Below are 19,107 nucleotides of genomic sequence, written 5' to 3'. Positions count from 1 at the left end.
TTACGGTCATGGTTCAATCCGACGGGAGCGGAGGGGTGGTCCAGGGGACGAGCACCGATGGCGATCGCGCGTTGCTGCCGGATCAGGCGGCCCGGACTCGCGCGCCCGCCGCTCTGCGCGAAGCCATGCTGATCGATCCCGAACAGGTCGTGCTCCAGCGGCAGGTCGAGACAGTCGAGGCGGTGATCGCCAATGATCCGTTCGGCGTCTATCTGGTCGATGCCGACCTCGTGCTCCGCATCGTCAGCCGTGGCGCACGCCCGATGTTCGAACCCGTCCATCCCGCGATCGGGCGTCCGCTTGCCGAGATCCTCCACGCGATCTGGCCCGGACCGCTAGCCGATGTCGCGATCGCGCAGTTCCGCCGCACTCTGGAAACCGGCGTTTCCTATGAAGCCCCCGCGAGCTGTGATCACCGCGCCGCACGTCAGATGCAGGACTGGCGGATCGACCGCGTCATGCTGCCCGATTCCTCCTATAGCGTCGTCTGCTACTGCCACGATCCGGCCGAGCGCGCGCACTGGATGCGGACCCTGGAAGAGCGCGAGGCGCAACTCCGCGACCTGACCACCGACCTCGAACGGCGCGTGCGCGACCGTACCGCTGCGCTCAACCGCGCCAATATGCGATTGTCGTCCGAGATCGCCCGTCGCGAGGCGATGCAGGCGGCGCAGCTGCAAAGCCAGAAGCTCGAAACCGTCGGCCAGCTGACGTCGGGTATTGCGCATGATTTCAACAATATCCTCGGTGCCGTCCTGGGGGGGTTCGCGATCATCGATCATCGCACAGAGGACCCGCGCATCCGTCAGGTGGTCGCCATGGGCCAGCGCGCCGCCGAGCGCGGGGCGACGCTGATCCGTCAGTTGCTGGCCTTCGCCCGATTGCAGGAGGTGGATCCGCAGCCGGTCGATCTTGCAGCGGCGATTGCCGAGATATCGGATCTGCTCGCGTACGGCGTTCGTCGCAGCGTCGCGCTGGTGATCGATTGCGCACCCGGTGCATGGCCCGCGCTCGTCGACGCGACCCAATTGCAGTCTGCGCTGCTCAACCTCGCCCATAATGCGAGCGACGCGATGCGGGGCGGCGGCGAGGTGCGCATCGCGGTGCGCAACTGCCTCGCCGATACGCCGCTGCATCCGCCCGAACTGGAGGGCAAGGATGCGGTCCTCGTCAGCGTCGCGGACAACGGCCCCGGCATGGACAGCGAAACGTTGCAGCGCGTGACCGAGCCGTTCTTCACCACCAAGGCGCGCGGCAAGGGCACTGGTCTCGGTCTGGCGATGGTGCAACGCTTCATCCAGCAGGCTGGCGGGGCGCTGCGCATCGAAAGCCACGTCGGGGCGGGCACGACGTTCTCGCTGTATCTGCCGCGCGCGAGCGCGGGGAGTTGCGCACCGAGCGCGCCCCAGGACGACCCGGTCGGCGAAGCACCGCCGGGGACCGCCTTCGAGACGATCCTGCTCGTCGACGAGGATCGCGACCTGGCCCAGATCCTCGGCGAAGGATTGTCGGATCTCGGCTTCGACGTGGTGGTGGCGAACGATGCACGCACCGCGCTCGATCTGCTGCGGACCCGGTCGGTCGATATCGTCGTGACCGACATCGACATGCCCGACATGTCCGGCATCGAACTCGCTGCCGCGATCCGCGCGTCGGGTGTCGGCATTCCGTGCCTGTTCGTTACGGCAGGCAGCGACTGGCAGGCCCCGGAGGGGGGAACCGTGCTCCACAAGCCGTTCAGTCCGGCCGGCCTGCAATATGCGATCCGCCGTGTCCTCAACACCGCCAGCCAGCGCGCATCGGACGAGGAACGCCTCGACCGCTTGGCCAAGCGCCTGAAATCGCGATGCACGCAGGCGCTCTTCGAACATTGGCGTGCGATCCGTGCGCAAACCGGCATTCCGCTGTTCGAACGCTTCACGATCGACGCCTGCCATGAACCCCACCGTATCGTGATGGCGACGATCGACCTGTGCAAAAGCCCGATCGAATTCACCTTTACGCATATCGGCTCCACGCTGCGCGATGCGCTTGGCACCCACGTCCTCGGTACCGGCAGCTTCGAAACCCTGCCGCTGAGTGGCAATGACACGCTGACCGCGCGCGAGGCGGCCTATCGACGGTGTGCCATCACCGGCAAGCCGTCGTACGAATTTGCACGGATCGATCTGGGCGAAGGCTATCTCGAAACGTTCGAGCGGTTGTTGCTGCCGTTCTCGGGGGACGGGACCCTGGTCGACCATGTCGTCGGCGCGGTCGTCCTCGGTCGCGAACCGGTCAGGGCCCTGCCCTGATGCAAACGTTCGACCCGACCGATCCGGGCGTGCCGGACTTCGACACGCCCGCTCTGGCGCGTGCGGTCGAGGCGCTGCCTACCGCCGTCGTCGACGCCTTGCCGTTCGGTGCGATCCGGCTGAACGCCGATGGCACCGTTGCCTTTTACAGCGCGGCGGAACGGCGCCTCTCGGGTTCCGGGTCGCATGACCGCATCGGGCTGGACTTCTTCGGCAAGGTCGCCCCGTGCATGGACAATCCCGATTTCCGCGGTCGGGTGGAACGCGCGAGTGCCGCCGGGACGCTCGACCTAGAATTCACGCATATCGGCGACTTCGAGGATCGGGACCGTGAATTGAATATCCGGGTCCAGCCTGCGAGCACGGGCGGATATTGGATCTTTCTCCGACGCGAATAGCGACAGCGCCCAACCGCTTCGTGTCGGCGATTTCATGCAACCAGCCCCGGCGTCGCCGGTTCGGCATTTATGGGAACATTCGACAGCGCAGTAGCAATCGTGACCGGCGGCGAATCCGGAATCGGCGCCGCATGTGCCAAGGCACTTGGAGAAGGCGGCGCACGCGTCGTCATCACCTATTTCAAGGATGCGGCAGCAGCCGACGCTGTCTGCAAGGCGATCGGCGGGGATACACGGGCGATCGCGGTGCAGGCCGATGTCGGTGACGAAAGCGCCGTCGACCGGCTGTTTGAGCGTGCCGAACACGCGTTCGGCACGGTGAACCTGCTGGTCAATTCGGCGGGGCTCAACATGCGCGGGACGCTGTTGGTCGACATGCCCCTGACCCAGTTCGACCAAGTCATCCGGTCGGACCTGTACGGTCCCTTCCTGACCTGCCGCCGGATGGTCCGCGCGCTCGAAGCCGCCGACGCCAAGGGCCGGATCGTCAACATTTCGTCGATCCACGAGCGCGCGCCGCGGGCCGGCGGAGCCGATTACGATTCCGCGAAGGGCGGTCTTGCCCAACTCACCGCGACGCTCGCGCTCGAACTCGCGCCCAAGGGCATTGCGGTTAACGGCGTGGCACCGGGCATGATCCTCACGCCGATGAACCAGTCCGCACTCGATGATCCCAAGGAACGCGCGAGCAAGGAAGCCGCGATCCCGTGGAAACGCGCAGGCCGCCCCGACGAGGTCGCCACACTGGTCACGTTCCTGTTGTCGCCTGCGGCGGATTACATCACCGGCACCACCGTGACGATCGACGGCGGGCTGTCGCTGACCGTGGCGCAAGGCGCATGACGGTCGCCTATGTCGTCGAGCAGCTCGATACGGTCACGCTATCCGCCGCATCGGTGATCGACGGGATGGACCTGATGAGTCCGTTCGTATGGCGCGAGGGCGACCTGTACCGGATGATGGTGCGCGGCGTCCCCAACCCGTTGGGGCCGCACGATCCGACCGGGATCATCGCGCGCGGCGAAAGCCGGGACGGGCTCGTCTTCACGATGGATCCGGGGCTGGCGATCGTGCCGGGTCCCGGCAGCGAGGATCTCGGCGGTTGCGAGGATCCGACCGTCGTGCTGACAGAGGATCACCGGTATCTGGTCTATTACACCGGGGTCGATGCGGCGCGTGCGCAAGGGTCGCTGATCCTGGCGAGCGGGCAGGATCTGACCCGGCTGGTCAAGCAGGACGTTGCGTTAAAGGCGCCGCCCGGCGAGGGCAACATCAAGGAAGCCACGCTCGCACAGACAGCCGCGGGCGACTGGCGGCTGTTCTACGAATATGCCGCCAATGGCGCATCGCGAATCGGCATGGCGGGCGGGCCGAGCGAGATCGGACCATGGACCACGCTGCACGATCCGTTCGGCATCCGCGAGGACAGTTGGGATAACTGGCATCTGTCGACCGGACCGATCTGGGCGGAGCCGGGGCGCGACCCCGTGATGTTCTACAATGGTGCGACGCACGACGCGCGCTGGCGGATCGGCTGGATCAGTTTCAGTCCGGATTACACCCGCATCACCGGGCGCGGGCTGGAGCCGTTGCTCGTCCCCCCGCCGCCGCTGCGCCGGGACGCGACCGACATCGCCTTTGCCGCCGCCACGGTGGCGGAGGGCGACCGGATCGCGCTCTATTATTCGCTGGAAGACCGGATGCTGCGGCGTGCATTGATCGGGCGATATAGCCGGTAGCGCAACGGATGGCCTGCGTGGCCTATGCGCTACGCTTCTTTTCGGTCGCTTTGGCCTTGGGTTTGGCCTTGGGCTTCGTCGCCGGTTTGGCCTTTGGCTTTGGCTTGCTCGCGACCTTGCACGGGAAAGCCCCCTTCAACGCATCCCGGACGATGAACGCAGGCGCGCTGTCCCATGCCTTGCGATGCGTGCGCAGATACTTGCGGGTGGCGGCGATCGCCTCGAGCGTCGAGGCGCTGGTCGCCGAGGGGCAGATTTGACGCGACATCGACAAGGTGTCGAACGCACCCAGGATATAGCCCGTACAGAAACCGGGGGTTGAATCCGAATCCTCACCGCGGCAGGCGTCCGCAAGTTGCTCGGTTCGTAACGAGCTGACCACCACCGGTGCCTCGACGGGCGCCGCGATCATCGCGATCAGGGCCAGGATCATGCGGTTTCCTTCGACCGGACAAGCATCGGCATCATGGCGCTATTGCGCAGCCGACGCGGCAAGATACGGCAATAGCCGCACGCGCGGGAAGACCGTTTCGAGCGGCTTGGTATCGGGCAGGATATAGACGACGCCGCCCTTCTTCAGGAACAGCGGTCGTACCTGCTTGGTGTAGAAACTGGTGCCGACATTGATGCAGCCGAAGCTGATGCGATTGTCGTCAGGCGACGGCGACAGAAGCCGTTCGACGCGTTGTTCCTTCTTGTGCGTCGTGATCACCGCATGCAGCGCGACCGAATTGGCATAATCGACCCACAACACCCGCTGCCGCCCGAACGCCATGCCGAACTTGGCGACGAACCGTCCAGCTGGCGTCGTGCGCTCAGCCGGCCCGATGTCTGCCAAATCCTTTGCGCCGACGCCGGGAGTCGAATCATCGCCGATGCCGATCCCGAGCAGGACCGGAGTCTCCCCCAGGAACTCGCCCTTGGCGGAGAAGAGCGACAACGATGCCGCTTGCTTGTCGATGATCGCGTAAGGGAGCGACCCGTTATCGTGCGCCGACGCGATCCAGGCGACCATGCGCTGTGCGGATTCCGTCCGTACCGGCTCGACAAGCGGTACGGTAACGACGGGCGGGGCGACGGTCTTTGCTTTGGGCTTCGCCTTGGCTTTAGGCTTGGCGGCAACCTTGCGCGGTTGCGCGACGCCGCTCTTCGCGGGCGCGGTGGTTTTGGTGGCAGCGGCGGGAACGATCGCTGCTGCGAGCGGCACCGGCATCAAAGCCAGCGCCAGCCCCGCAGCAGCCATCATTGCCGAGCGATCGGTGAAGGACAGGCTGGTAAACACGAAACCGTTGTTCACCAGTCCTGTCGATCAATGCAAGCGCGTTGCGACAGCGTGATCAGCCGCGCGGGCGACGCTGCTGGCGCTGTGCCTGCTGCTGCATCTGCTGGTCGAGGCCATCGACGCGGCCGTTGATCTGGTCGATGCGCTGGGCATTCTGCTGCGCCTGACCGGCAGCAGCCTGTGCCTGCGTCAGCGCCTGACCCGACGTACCCTCGACCGTACGGACGCGGCCGTCGATCCCGTCGATGCGCTGGTTGACGGTAGCGATCTCGCGCTGGACGTAACCCTTGGTCGCGCAACCGCTGATCCCAACCGAGCCGACCATGATGATCGCGACAGTAGCAGCTTTGGCAAAATTCGGACGCATACACTCACCTTTTAGCAATGTTTTTGGTTTCGAAAGCCAAGGCGGGCCGGATCGGGTTGGCAATCGCAATTGGTCGAAACGTGTCCGTAATACGACCGAAGGCGCGTAAAGATCCGCAGAAAACCGCGGAATTGTCAGTGTTGAACCGGGGGTGAACGACTCCAGTTCCCCGGCTTGCGAGTCACCTCAAGGTCAAGCGTGCCGCCTTTCAGGATGTCGTCTTGCGCGATCAGCGCGGAGTCGAGCCGCTTTCCATTGAGCATTGCACCGCCAATGTAGATCGCGCCCGGTCGATAGCCATGTGCCACAATGCTGAAGGTGCGACCGTTGGGCAGCGTGATGACACTGCGCGGCTGGTGCGGGGCATGCAGGTAGAAGGACGCGCTGCCGAGTTTGGGAAACAGGCCGATCCGGTTGAACACATAATACGAGCTCATTGCGCCATTGTCCTCGTCCCCGGGATAGGCGGTCGCGGTGAAGCGGGTGAACACCCGGTTGGCATAGAAGCTGGCGAGATCGGGGCGCCCGACCTCGCTGAACAGCCACGGGGTCGAGAAGCTCGGTTCGTTGGTATAATCGATCAGCCCGGCATCGAAGGCATGCTGCAGACGCCGCACGAACGCATCGCGCCCGCCCATGATCGCGACCATCGCCGGAATGTCGTGGACCGGCGCATAGGAGTAGATCCACCCGGTCCCTTCGTAGAAGCCGAAATTGTCGTGCTTCTTGCCGTTCCAGCCCCTCTTGGGATCGTTCGGCTGGAACGTACCGTCGGCAAAGCGCGGCCCGACGAAGCCGCTGTAGCCGTCGCTGGTCGCGCTCGCGTCCCACACGTTGCGCCAGTTGCCGGAGCGTTTGCGCAACGCCGCCGCCTCGTCCGTCCGCCCCGCGCCCGCCGCGACGACGCTGGCGTAATAATCGTTGAGCGCCATCCCGACGGTCGCCGACCCGGACCGCGCGCGTTGCGGCTCGCCCTCCGGGCTGCGGCCCCCGACCGCGAAGAACCCGTCGACCAGATAGCGCGGACGCCGCCGTTCGTGCGCGTTGAACAGCACAACATCCGCCGCCTTGCGCCAGTCGACCCCCGGCACGCCGCGCAGGAATCCCTCCCCGATCACATTGTCGACTTCGTCACCCGCCTGGCCGACGTGGAAATTGCGCCCCGCGATGAACGCCGTGTCGGCCGCGCCGAACCGCTCCCAGCTATGGATGAACGACCCGATCACCCCCGCATATTCCGCCGGTCGGATCAGCGCCATCAGCGGGTAGAGCGTGTGATATGTGTCCCACAGCGTATAATGGTCGTCGTAGAGCGGGGTTTTGCGATCGGCCTCGGGCTGATCCTGCGTCCGGTCGCGCGGCTGAATCGCGCTGTGATAGAGCGCGGTATAGAAGCGGCGCTTGTCCGCTTCGGGAACGCCGGCGATCGTCACCTTCGACAGCACCCCATCCCATGCCCGCGCCGCCGCCGATCGCACCGCTGCGATATCCCACCCCGGCACGTCCTGATCGAGCAGCGCCTCGGCGCGTTCGGCGCTGGTGAAGGACACCGCGATCTTCATCTCGACGGGCTTCCGCCCCTGGTCGCCGAAGGTCCACCACGCGCGCAGCGGACGGTCCGCCGTCACCTGTGCCGTGGTCGCGCCATCCTGCCGCACGCCCGCGGATTCGATCCCCCAGGCTGTCGGCGCAGCGTCGACCTTGGCGACGAACCAGATGTCCACCTTGGCCGGCGACCAATAGCCCTTCGACCGGACGCGACCGACGATCTTTCCCTCGCGCGGAATCAGCGTGACCTCGGCCCCGTCGCTGCCGAGCGCGCCCTTGATCTTGCGCGTGACGTCGAACAGCAGATGCGCGTCGCCGGTTTGCGGGAATGTGAAGCGGTATAGAGCAGCATGATGCGCAGGCGCGATCTCGACATCGGTCGCATAGCGGTCGAGCCGGACCGAATAGCCAGCCGCCCCTGCCCGCTCATTGCTCTTGGGCGAAAGATGATCCGCTTCGCTCGTCGCCAGCACCCCCGTCTGCGGCGAGACGAGGAACGTGCCGTAGCTGGTGGTGCCGCCCGACCCCTGGGTGTGCAGTTGCGCGAAGCCACTCAGCGGCGCGTCCCGGTCGTAGCCCGCGTTGCTGGTGTTGGCGCTGATCGTCTCTGGGCTCGGATGGATCGACCCCGCGGGGAGCGTCGGTCCAGGGATCGTGTCGCCCTGATCGTCGTTGCCCGTGCCGACCATCGGATCGACTAGGCCGTTCAGCGCGCGATCCTGCGCGACGGCGGGGCAAACCGCCGCCAACACCATCGTTAGGGCGAACATGGGGCGTGCGAACCTCGGTTCGCCATTCTTCTCAGTGCTCCTGCGAAAGCAGGAACCCAGAGCCAAGCAAAACAACGCCATAGAATTTGTCGAACTCCTGGGCTCCCGCAGGAGGCCGACTGAAGATTTGCGCGCGCCTCGCACCCGAAGGTTCACGCCCTTGCCGGGGTCGCGCGCGCAGTCGCGGTCAGCACCAGTTCCGCCGCCAGCAACGCACCGTCCTGATCCTGTGCGACCGAAGTGCGTTCGACGATGTCGGTGACGAACTGCGGCCCAAACGGCAACGGCACCTTGGAGCAATCGAGATAGCGCGCCCCCTTGCGGTCCGCGATGAACAAATGGTTGCCCCCCGGTCGCCCGGCGATGTCGACGTATTTGCGCAGCTCGATATAGCCCTCGGTCCCGAGGATGAAGAGCCGCCCGTCGCCCCAGGTCGGCAACCCATCGGGGGTGAACCAGTCGACTCGCACGTACCCCGCGCCGCCATCGCCGTTCAGCATCATGTCGCCGAAATCCTGGAATTGCGGATGATCGGGATTGTTAAAATTGCCGGTCTGCGACGCGACGACATGCGCGCGCTTGCTCCCCGTCAGATAGACGAACTGGTCGGCCTGATGGCTTCCGACATCGGTCAGGATCCCGCCGTTGCGCGCCGGGTCCCAGAACCAGTCGGGACGGCTCGGCTTGGACAGGCGGTGCGGGGCGAGGTTGACCGTCTGGATCACCTTGCCGATCGCACCGTCATGGACCATCTGCCCCGCCATCACCGCAGCGGGAACCTCCAGCCGTTCGGAATACATGATTCCGAACTTGCGCCCCGTCTCCTTGATCGTGCGGCGCACTTCGGCGAGCTGCTCGAGCGTCGTCATCGCCGCCTTGTCGCTCAGATAGTCCTTCCCCGCGCGCATCACGCGCACCCCGAGCGGCGCGCGCAGGCTGGGGACGGCAGCACTGCACACCAGCTTGATCGCGCGGTCGTCGAGGATCTCCTGTTCGGAGCGCGCCAGCTTGATGTCGCCGTAGCGCTTGCGGAACGCCGCGATCTGCTTGGGATCGGTCGAGAGGAACGCGGTCAGCACGCCGCCACCCCGGATCACCGCGTCGGTGATGCCGTAGATGTGGTTATGGTCGAGCCCGATCACCGCGAACGGCACCCGGTATTTCGCCTCGGGTGCGGGACGCGCGGGGGCCGCCTCGGTCGCCGCATCCCCGCGCGTCGCGGATTGCGCAAAGGCATCGCCCGCAAACCCGGCGGCAAGTCCCGCGGTGAGCCCCAGCCCGAGCAATGCGCGTCGATCGGTATCGGTCACGGTCCTATTCCCTTCAGATGGTGACGAGTGAAGTCGGCCAGGTCAGCGCCTCGCCCCGGTCCATGGCCTGCTCGCCGAGCAGCGACGCGACGCTCGCGGCATAGGCCTGCGCCAGCAGGCCGGGGAGCGGCTTGTTGGCGCGCACCGCTTCGCCAAAGCCTTCGAACTGGAGCATCGTCTCGTCATATTCGCCCCAGCCAAGCGACTCGCCCGGCGTCGTGACCGGCAGCTCGGGGAACCAGGTCGCGCCACCGATCGGCACGGCGCGCTTCTTGCCGCGCGCCACGTCCTTCTGCATCCGCTGCAAGGCCAGCACCTTGGGCGGCACTTCCTGGAAGATCCGGCCGAGTTCGGGTTCGATCGTCCCCTTGCTCCCCTGGATCTGCTCCTCGCAGCCATAGCGCGCATTGTTGAGCAGCGAGGTGTAGATCAGTTTCCGCCCGCCGGCATATTCGTAGATCAGCGCGACATGGTCATAGACCTCGCGCCCGTCCTTCCAGAAGCAGATGCTCCCCGACCCCATCACCCGCGTCGGGACCGCATCGAAGAACCAGTTGCCGACCTGCAATTGATGCGTCGCGAGTTCGGTCATCAACCCCGCCGAACTGTCGCGGTACAGCCGCCAGTTGATCTGGCGGTCGCTCACCCCGGCCGGGACCGGGCGACGCCAGCTGTTGTTGCGGTGCCAGCTCGCGCGGATCTGCGTCAGCGATCCGATCTCGCCCGCCTTGGCGCGGCGTAAGGCATTGAGATAGGTCGGGTGGAACATCCGCTGATGCCCGATCTGGAGGATCTTGCGGCTGTCCTGCGAACGCTTCACCATCGCGCTGCAATCCGGGATCGTCCGCGCCATCGCCTTTTCGCACCACACGTGCAGCCCGGCATCGAACCCGTCGAACACATGCTTCACGTGCAGGTTGAGCGGGGTCGCGATGACCAACGCCTCGAGCCCGCCCTTCTCCAGCATCGCGCGGTGATCCGCGTACACCGGCGTGTTCGCACCGACATAGGGGCGTGCCTTGGTCAGATGCGGTTCGTAATTGTCGCAGATCGCGGCGACCATGCAGTTGCGCGTCTTGTTGATGTTCTGAATGAGCGTGCGCCCGCGGTCGCCCGTTCCGATCACGCCGATCCGGATGCGGTCCGATGTCGCCGCAGTGCCGGCCGCGATCGCGGCCCAGGGAGCCGCCGCTGTCATCCCCGCCCCCGCTGCTGCCATCAGCACGCGATCGAGGAACGAACGGCGGGAAAGGTCGAAGTCCGTGTCGGTCATTGCAAAACCATTCTCGCAGAGGAAGCGCGGGCGGTCGCGCACGTTAAATCAAACAGGAAGCGGTTCGCCCGGTCCTGGTCGATCAGCCGATCCGCACGCACGGGATCAGCCACCAGCAACGCGGTGCTCATCGCTTCGGCCAGCGCACCCGTCCGCGCGACCGCGACCGCGCAGCGCGGCGCGGTGATCACCGCCCGATCGTCGGGCCGCAGCATCGCGGCGCGGTCGGGCGCTACCGTCCCCGCCCCGACCGTCGCGGAGATCGACAGCGACTGGTCGATCATCTCGACCTGGACGAGGCTATCGTCGGGATCGGACGGATCCGGCACCGCGAACGGCCATCCCCCGCCAAGTGGATGCTCCCCGATCACCGCGATCGAGCTTTCCCCCGCCGACAGACACGCCGACACGATCCCAGCCGCGCGCAGCACGGCACCGGCCTGGTCGAGTGCAAAGCCTTTGCCGAACCCGCCGAAGTCGAACGCCACGGGGGTCGTGGCATACAGCCGTGAGGCTGCGCGATCGAACGTAATCCCCCGCCATCCAGCCGCCGCAAACCGGCGATCCGCGGCAGGATCGAACAGCCCGAGCGTCGCTTCATGCACCGCATCGATCGCGACGAGCGCATCGAACAGCACCGGATCGTCGACCGGCGCAGTCTCTCCCGCCAGCAACCGCTCGTTGAGCGCGGTGGTCGCCGAGGGACGGTGAATCGTCAGCGCATCGTCCACCGCCTCGATCGCGCGCCGCGCAGCGAGCAGCGCATCGTCCGCCCCCGCCGCACCGAAGCGGTGGAGTTCGATACGCGTCCCCATTGCCATGAAGCGTTCGACGTCCGCGGGGATCGACACGGGGGTCAGCCTTTCACCTCCCAGCCGGGTTCATAGGCGACCGACCATAGCTTCATCGCCTCGGCCCCCTGGGGCTTGCCGGTCGACGGGTCGATCGTCAGCGCGCTGCCGGTGCGATAGGCGATGTTGCCGAGGTGGCAGAGCGTGGTGCTGATATGCCCCTCGGCGATCGGCGAGGCGAGCGCACTCGCGCGGCCGCGGATCACATCGACCAGATTGCCCGCATGATAGACGTCGAGCACGCCCTCGCCGACCGTCCCGGTGGTTTCGGAGGTCGCCTTCGCCATCACTTGCCGGATCGACTTGCCCGCCAGGTCGTACAGCTCGAACCCGTTGCGATCGACCACCGCCGACCCCTTGGTCCCCAGCAACAGCACGCCGCGGCCCCGCCCATAGGTCAGCATCGCGTTGCAGCTCTGCCCGTTCCAGCGGATCACGCGATCCTTGTCATAGGCGAGCTCGAGCGCGAGCGAATCGTACATTTCCCAATCGTCGCCCGCGTGGAACCGCTTCGCCCCCTGCACGGCCACCCGCGTCGGATAGGCAAGCCCCATCAGCCAGCGCGCCACGTCGAGCTCATGCATCGCATTGTTGCAGAGTTCGCCCGTCCCGTATTTCCAGAACCAGTGCCAGTTGTACGGCACCAGATTGGACCGATAATCCCCACGCGGGCGCGGCCCCTGCCACAGGTCCCAGTTGAGATGCGCGGGTGGTGCGACCGTCTGCCCGGTGCCGATCGACTTGCGGTTGTTCGCATACCAGGTCTGCGCCTCATACACGTCGCCGAGCTCGCCCGCCTGCACCAACGCGCGCAATTGCTGCGTCTCGGGGCTGGAGCGTTGCTGGTTGCCGACCTGGAGCTTCCGCCCGGTGCGCTTCTGCGCAGCGATCATCGCCTCGCCCTCGGCAGGCGCGATCCCGATCGGTTTCTCGCAATAGACGTGGTGCCCCGAATTCATCGCATCGATCGTGAGCTTGGCGTGCCAATGGTCCGGTGTCGCGACGGTCACGATATCGACCGCCTTGCTGTCGAGCAGACGGCGATAGTCGCCCTCGAGCTTGGGCGCGGCATGGCCTTTTGCGGTAAATTCCGCCGCACGTTTGGCTAAAACCTGTGAATCAACGTCTACAAAATGCGTAATTTCGACGTTGGGCAGCTTGGAAAAGGCGCTCATATGCGCCTGACCGCGCGAATTCACACCGACCACCGCGACGCGCAAGCGGTCGTTCGCGCCCTTGATCTGCGCATAGCTCCGCGCACTCATCGCGACGCCGAGCGCGGCGCCTGCCCCCGTCAACATCGTACGGCGGTCCAGCATGGTCTTGTCCCCCATCAGAGTTCGCGCAGCTTGATCGACCGGAAGTCGACGCGATTCCCGTGATCCTGCAACAGGATAGGACCCTGGTCAGCTTCCCCGAAATTCGCATATTTGGCATATTTGCTTTGCGCGACCAGCGCGCGGAAGGCTGGCGAGCCGCGGTCATACTCGACCATCTTGAAGCCGTTGAGCCAATGCTCGACATGCTTGCCCCGCACCACCAGCACCGCACGGTTCCATTCCCCCGGCGGATTGACCCGCTTCCCCGCGCTCGCCGGATCGGACAAGTTCCGCGCCGCGATCAGGTCGTACAGCGATCCCACGGTGCGGTTGCCGTCGCGCCCCATCTTGGCGTCGGGATGGTTCGCATCGTCAAGCAACTGATATTCCAGACCAATCGCCGGACCGCCCTTCGCCAGCGCAGGATCGATCAGATATTTGATCCCGCTGTTCGCGCCTTGGGTCAGCCGGAAATCGACCGACAGTTCGAAATCGCGATACGGCCGCGTGGTGACGATGTCGCCGCCGCCAGTGCCCTGAACGCTCAACATGCCATCGGCGACGGACCAGCCCTTGGGGAAAGCGGGCGCCGCGAAGCTGCGCCACCCCGCGGTGGTCCGGCCATCCCACAGCAGCTTCCACCCGGCGCGGCGTTCGCCCTCGGACAGTTGGTTCGATTGCCACCCCTGTTGCGCGATCGTCGTCGCGGGCAGCGCGTAACGCGCTGGATTATCGGTGATCATCCGCACGCTCTTGAAGCGCACTTCCGGGTGCTGCGCCGCATCCGCATCAGGGATGGCGTGAACCTGAAACGCAATGAAACCGCGCGCATCCACGTCATCGACCACGTCCGCTGCCGGCACCCCGTTGATCCACGTCCGCAGCCGGTTGCCGATCGCCTCGACCCGGTAGTGGTTCCAACCACCCGATTGAAAGGTTTCGCGCGCAGCTTCGTTGCGGCCGAGCGTGTAGAGCCATTGCCGCCGCTGCTCGTCGTATAGCCCACCGCTCCACCGCCGCGCGGACGGATCGATCTCGGCCTGATAGCCGAACACGACGCCCTTGCGATATTCGGGGCGGCTCTGCCCGCGGATCATCATGCCCGAATTGAGTTTGGGGTCGGTTTTAGCGTCGAATTCGATGATGAAATCGCCGTAACTTGTGTCGGACACCAGCCAGCTGTTGGTGCCACCGGGCATCGCGCGCCCGACGAGTTCGCCCTTATCAATCGCATAGTCCGCCTTGCCGCCGGTAACGTGCCAGCCGGCCAGTCCGTCACGCGGGGTGACGTCGCGCCATGGGGCGCTGGCTTGACGGGTTTGCGCGGAGAGGGTCGCCTGCGACAGCGCCTGAACGGACGTCAGCATCAGCGGGACAGCCGCCAACGCCAGACATGTGAGCGGTCGAGTCATTGCGGCTCCCCCTGTTGTTCTTCCGCTTGTGCGGATTGGGAAATCGAACCGTTGGATTCGATCTTTCGCGCCGCTCGGCTTTTGCCTCGCCTTTACGGCCTCTCCTGTTGACTTCCCTAATTTGTGGCCCGACCACATGCAATAGGATTGTAAGACATTTCGTTGCTGAAACTACGGATTGGCGCGACGGGCCTTGACGACAGGTGTTCCGACGCGAAGGAACGAAGCGATGGGCGCGTGGACGATCCGGCGCCGATTGGCCGACAAGCGAGGACGTTGATGACCATGGCTGAAGGCGGCGGAAAATTGTACCGCAGGATCGTGCAGGCGATCCTCGGCGATATCGTCAGCGGCAAGTTTCCGGTGGGCTCCCGGCTCCCGGCAGAGCGGGATCTGACGGACCGCTTTCAGGTCAGTCGCCCGACTATCCGAGAGGCGATGATCGCGCTCGAGATGAAGGGCCTGGTCGAAGCGCGCAAGGGATCGGGCGTGTTCGTGCTCGCGTCCTCGACGCTCGACGAGGACAAGGAACTCGACATCGGCGCGTTCGAGATCACCGAGGCACGCCGCCTGCTGGAAGGCGAAGTCGCCGCCGTCGCCGCGACGGAAATCGACGAAGCACAGCTCGAGGAATTGCGGACGCTGCTGGCGCAGATGGCGCAGGAGGATACCGCCACCGCGGAAGCCGCCGACCGCCGCTTTCACATCGCGATCGCCGAGGCGACGGGCAATGCGGTGATCATTTCCGCAGTCACCGACTTTTGGGACATGCGCTTCCGCTCGCCGCTCGCGCGCGAAGTGTTGCTCAAGGCGGGCAGCCTCGGCACCGAGAACCGCATGGCGGAGCACGGCCGCATCCTCAGCGCGCTCGAGGCCCGCTCGCCAGTCGACGCGCGCAACGCAATGCGCGACCACCTCGCGCGGTTGATCGATCATCTGCTCGACGTGACCGAAACCGAAGCGGTCGAGCGCGCCCGCGCCGAAACCAGCCAGCGCCGCCGCGCGCTGGCCAGACGGTCGGTCTGACCGCCAGGGATCTCAAACTCTAAAACCTCCCCTCCCTGGAAGGGAGGGGCCGGAGGTGGGTCGGTTTGGGGAGAGGGTAGCGTCCGCCTCGAGCCACCCACCCCTCTGCCCCCTCCCTTCCACGGAGGGGAGGAAGTAGCGGCACTTCACACACAAACCTCCCTGACCAAACACAACATCATTGTCATACTGAAACGGCAATGATACCCAACGCTCCAGCCAACCGATCAAACCAGGTGGCAGGTCAGGGCCTGAGCAGCGGCCATTCCGTATGCGCAGGCATAAAGGGAGAGGGATATGCGCTGCAAAAGCATCGATAAGCCGCGTCTGCTTATCACGACGAGCGTCATCGGCCTGTTGATGGCGACGCCCGCCTTCGGGCAACAAGCCGTCAACCCGGTCCCCGCCCCACCCAGTGACCAGACCATCGACCAGGATCGCAACGATCCTTCGCAGGCCGCCCCCGGCACCACCGTCGACAGCCCGGCAACCGACGATATCGTCGTCACCGGCTTCCGCGCCTCGCTCAACAACGCGCTCAACCTGAAACGCCGCGAAACCGCCTCGGTCGACAGCATCGTCGCTGAGGACATCGGAAAGTTCCCCGATTCCAACCTGGCCGAGTCGATGCAGCGCATCCCCGGCGTGGCATTGTCCCGCGGCGACGGCGGCGAGGGCCGCAACATCTCGGTCCGCGGTCTCGGCGCGCAATTCACCCGCGTCCGCATCAACGGCATGGAAGGCGTGTCGCAGGTCAGCGGCAGCGACATCCGCGGCGGCGTCGCCACCGGGCGCTCGTTCGACTTCGTCACCTTCCCGACCGAGATTTTCTCGGCGCTGTCGGTTCGCAAGACCACGTCGGCGGATGTCGAGGAAGGCTCACTCGGCGCGACGGTCGATCTGCGCGCGCCCAAGCCGTTCGACCAGAAGAAGGACTTCGTCGTCTCCGCGACTGCGCGCGGGATCTACAACGACATCAGCAAACAGGCTGACCCGCGTCTGTCTGCGCTGGTGTCGAAGAAGTTCTTCGGCGGCACCTTCGGCGTGCTCGGCAGCGTCGCCTATGCGAAGCGCCATATCGACGAATACGCCTATTCCGCGGTCGATATCCTGCCATCCTATGTCGCGGGCCTCGCGCAGACCGTGCCGACCGCGCCCGGCGCGACCACGACGAGCAGCGTGCTGTTCCCCTACTGCACGCCCGTCGGCTACACCTACAACGGCGTTGCGGTGAACAGCCCGGGCGCGAATTACGCCAACAGCGGCAACAATGTCGGCGCCAACGCCGCCAATTGCAGCGCTGGCAACCCGCGCACCAGCACCAAGGAAGCCTATGATTACATCATGAGCCGCAAGGGCGTCTCGGGCCGTCCCGGCGGCGGGGTGTTCCTGCCGCGCCTGCCGCGCCCGGCGAAATCGAGCCAGGTGCAGGAACGCATCGCAGGGTCGCTGACGCTGCAATGGAAGCCGGACGACCGCACCGACATCTCGCTCGACGGCTTGTATGCGCGGTTCAAGGTGAATCGCCTCGACACCTATCTCGACGCGCGCTCGATGGGTCGCACCGCCTCGAACAACGGGCAGCCGATGATGTCGGTCCGCGAGATCGAGGTCGATGATCTCGGCTCGCTGGTGCATGGCACGTGGGATGGTGTCGATCTGCGTTCTGAAATGCAGAACGAGAAGTTCACCTCGACCTTCCGTCAGGTCAATCTCAACCTGGATCACCGCTTCACCGACACTTTCCGCGTCTACGGGCTCGCGGGCATTTCGGATTCGATCCTGCAATCCAATCGCCTGCAAGTCGCGATGGACTCCAACGATACCGACAATTTCTCGATCGACTTCCGCGACAGTCCCAACCTGCCCAAGCTTGGCTATGGCGTCGACCCGGCGGATGCGTCGATCTTCTCCTACGGTCCGCCGCTCCCCGACGGGAACCAGCGCGGGCAGATCTCCTATTTCGATCGTCGCAACACGATCATCAGCAAGACCTTCGAGCTCAATACCGAATGGGAGGCTGCCCCTGGCTTCACGCTGCAGGTGGGCGGCCAATATCGTACCGGCGACTATACCCAGCGTCAGCTCAACCTGACCCCGGCGTACAGCCTGCCGCGCGCACTGCCCGCCAACGTCTCGCTCCGCGACCTGACCTTCACCACCACCGGGGTAGCCAAGAACCTCGGCGGCAACATGCAGGATTTCGCGGCGGTCGACCCCGACAAGTTCCGCGCTGCGGTCAATTTCGACAGCTTCCCCTTGTGCGGGGTTGAGTGCGGCAGCCTGTATGGCAAGGTCAACGAACGCTATAGCTCGGGCTATCTGATGGTGAAGTTCAACACCGAAGACCGGCTTCCGATCGCGATCCGCGGCGATGCCGGCGTCCGCTACATCTACACCGATCTCCACACCGAGGGCGTCATCCCGACCGCCGCACCGACCGGATCGGTCTATCCCACGCTCGGCCTGATCTCGAAGGTTGATCGCGATTACCAGGACTGGCTGCCGTCCGCGAACATCGCGTTCGACATCACCGGCAATCTGATCGGTCGCCTCTCCGCCGCGCGCGTCATGTCCCGCCCGGCCTACGGCCAACTGATCCCGAGCGGCACGGTCAACGTCGCGATCCGTACCGGATCGTTCAGCAACCCGTTCCTCGACCCGATCCGCGCCAACACGTTCGACGCGGCGCTCGAATGGTATTTCGCGCCGGGCTCGCTGATCTCGGTCGCCTATTTCCACAAGAGCATCGAGACCTACATCCAGAATACGACGCAGTTGCTGCCATTCCGCGATCTCGGGCTACCGGACTCGCTGCTGGTCAACAGCAACGCGACGCCGGACGAATTATTCAACGTTTCGCGCAGCACCAACACCCCGGGCGGGCCGCTCCGCGGGTTTGAGGCGAACGTGCAATTGCCGCTGCGCTTCCTGCCGGGGCCACTGCGCAATCTCGGCGTGCTCGCCAATTTCACGCGGGTGCGCTCGAACATCAATTACATCCTGCAGAGCGTCAACGGCGTCGCGACGCTGACGCGCACCGCACCGCTCGTCGGCCTGTCACCCGAAACCGCAAGCGGCACGCTCTATTACGAGGACAAGAAGTTCAGCATCCGCTCGACCGTCAATTACCGCTCGGGCTACCTCACCAGCATCCCCGGCCCGCAGGACAGCGACGCGGTCGGCGCGAAGAAGACGATCTTCGTCGATGCCTCGGCCTCGTACAATCTCAGCGATCACATCAAGCTGATCGCCGAAGTGTCGAACATCACCAACGAGCAAAACAATCTCTACACCGACAGCATACGCCAGGACCCGCTCTACACGTCGACGTTCGGCCGCACTTACGCGCTTGCCGTCAACTTCCAATTCTGAGCGTGGCTGGGCATGCGGCGTGTTCTGCGCCGCATGCCGATCCGGGGGTTGCCCGCGATTGCGTCCAAACAACGGAAACTACGCGGGATCAACGCCATCTCACAGAAGTGTATTACCAATTCATTGGTTCTGGCCTATCAAAT

General features: G+C 65.1%; 15 protein-coding genes. 6 read left to right on the top strand and 9 right to left on the bottom strand.

What is annotated here, in order from left to right; all coding sequences use genetic code 11:
• The first annotated feature begins 8 nt into the window (after window positions 1–8).
• The 4 genes from AC3WJR_RS17690 to AC3WJR_RS17675 all read left to right on the top strand — a co-directional run bounded on the left by AC3WJR_RS17690 (window position 9) and on the right by AC3WJR_RS17675 (window position 4,431).
• The gene (locus AC3WJR_RS17690; RefSeq protein WP_492726619.1) at window positions 9–2,294 is read left to right on the top strand and encodes an ATP-binding protein; all 2,286 of its coding nucleotides are present in this window, start codon (window positions 9–11) and stop codon (window positions 2,292–2,294) included.
• Window positions 2,294–2,692, top strand: coding sequence for a PAS domain-containing protein (locus AC3WJR_RS17685; RefSeq protein WP_354282934.1), 399 nt, complete (start codon window positions 2,294–2,296; stop codon window positions 2,690–2,692). The genes AC3WJR_RS17690 and AC3WJR_RS17685 overlap by 1 nt, the downstream gene beginning before the upstream one ends.
• A gap of 69 nt (window positions 2,693–2,761) precedes the next feature.
• Window positions 2,762–3,535, top strand: a complete 774-nt coding sequence (locus tag AC3WJR_RS17680) for an SDR family NAD(P)-dependent oxidoreductase (RefSeq protein ID WP_492726617.1) — start codon at window positions 2,762–2,764, stop codon at window positions 3,533–3,535.
• Complete coding sequence (locus AC3WJR_RS17675) at window positions 3,532–4,431, top strand: glycoside hydrolase family 130 protein (protein ID WP_492726615.1); 900 nt, start codon at window positions 3,532–3,534, stop codon at window positions 4,429–4,431. Before AC3WJR_RS17680 ends, AC3WJR_RS17675 begins: the two co-directional genes overlap by 4 nt.
• A gap of 22 nt (window positions 4,432–4,453) precedes the next feature.
• Here AC3WJR_RS17675 and AC3WJR_RS17670 read toward each other — a convergent pair whose 3' ends face one another.
• The 9 genes from AC3WJR_RS17670 to AC3WJR_RS17630 all read right to left on the bottom strand — a co-directional run bounded on the left by AC3WJR_RS17670 (window position 4,454) and on the right by AC3WJR_RS17630 (window position 14,563).
• Window positions 4,454–4,864 carry a Rap1a/Tai family immunity protein gene (locus tag AC3WJR_RS17670; protein ID WP_492726613.1) on the bottom strand — a complete coding sequence of 137 codons (411 nt, stop codon included), beginning with the start codon at window positions 4,862–4,864 and terminating at the stop codon, window positions 4,454–4,456.
• A gap of 39 nt (window positions 4,865–4,903) precedes the next feature.
• Window positions 4,904–5,728, bottom strand: coding sequence for a hypothetical protein (locus AC3WJR_RS17665; RefSeq protein ID WP_492726611.1), 825 nt, complete (start codon window positions 5,726–5,728; stop codon window positions 4,904–4,906).
• A gap of 40 nt (window positions 5,729–5,768) precedes the next feature.
• A complete protein-coding gene (locus AC3WJR_RS17660) occupies window positions 5,769–6,080 on the bottom strand; it encodes a hypothetical protein (RefSeq protein WP_354282944.1) in 312 nt (103 codons plus the stop codon).
• A gap of 134 nt (window positions 6,081–6,214) precedes the next feature.
• Window positions 6,215–8,398, bottom strand: a complete 2,184-nt coding sequence (locus tag AC3WJR_RS17655; RefSeq protein ID WP_492726609.1) for a GH92 family glycosyl hydrolase — start codon at window positions 8,396–8,398, stop codon at window positions 6,215–6,217.
• A 152-nt stretch (window positions 8,399–8,550) separates the two neighbouring features.
• Window positions 8,551–9,708, bottom strand: coding sequence for a Gfo/Idh/MocA family protein (locus tag AC3WJR_RS17650; protein WP_492726607.1), 1,158 nt, complete (start codon window positions 9,706–9,708; stop codon window positions 8,551–8,553).
• Between the two features lie 13 nt (window positions 9,709–9,721).
• Window positions 9,722–10,981: a Gfo/Idh/MocA family protein gene (locus AC3WJR_RS17645; RefSeq protein ID WP_492726605.1), complete on the bottom strand. Its 1,260-nt coding sequence runs from the start codon at window positions 10,979–10,981 to the stop codon at window positions 9,722–9,724.
• Window positions 10,978–11,832, bottom strand: coding sequence for an FAD:protein FMN transferase (locus tag AC3WJR_RS17640; RefSeq protein ID WP_492726603.1), 855 nt, complete (start codon window positions 11,830–11,832; stop codon window positions 10,978–10,980). Before AC3WJR_RS17640 ends, AC3WJR_RS17645 begins: the two co-directional genes overlap by 4 nt.
• Window positions 11,833–11,837: 5 nt before the next feature.
• On the bottom strand, window positions 11,838–13,151 hold the full coding sequence (locus tag AC3WJR_RS17635) for a Gfo/Idh/MocA family protein (protein WP_492726601.1): 1,314 nt from the start codon (window positions 13,149–13,151) through the stop codon (window positions 11,838–11,840).
• A gap of 14 nt (window positions 13,152–13,165) precedes the next feature.
• Window positions 13,166–14,563 carry a 3-keto-disaccharide hydrolase gene (locus AC3WJR_RS17630; protein ID WP_492726599.1) on the bottom strand — a complete coding sequence of 466 codons (1,398 nt, stop codon included), beginning with the start codon at window positions 14,561–14,563 and terminating at the stop codon, window positions 13,166–13,168.
• A gap of 279 nt (window positions 14,564–14,842) precedes the next feature.
• On the opposite strand from AC3WJR_RS17630, the gene AC3WJR_RS17625 reads away from it, so the two are divergent.
• Together AC3WJR_RS17625 and AC3WJR_RS17620 are read left to right on the top strand one after the other, a co-directional pair.
• Window positions 14,843–15,589 (top strand): FadR/GntR family transcriptional regulator, encoded by a 747-nt coding sequence (locus tag AC3WJR_RS17625; protein WP_492726597.1) that lies wholly within the window; start codon window positions 14,843–14,845, stop codon window positions 15,587–15,589.
• Between the two features lie 297 nt (window positions 15,590–15,886).
• On the top strand, window positions 15,887–18,964 hold the full coding sequence (locus AC3WJR_RS17620; RefSeq protein WP_492726595.1) for a TonB-dependent receptor: 3,078 nt from the start codon (window positions 15,887–15,889) through the stop codon (window positions 18,962–18,964).
• Window positions 18,965–19,107: the final 143 nt, after the last annotated feature.

This window comes from Sphingomonas sp. FW306-05-A, from assembly GCF_058782275.1.
The sequence above is the reverse complement of the archived record's forward strand: the minus strand, read 5'-3'. Positions and strand labels throughout refer to the sequence as shown.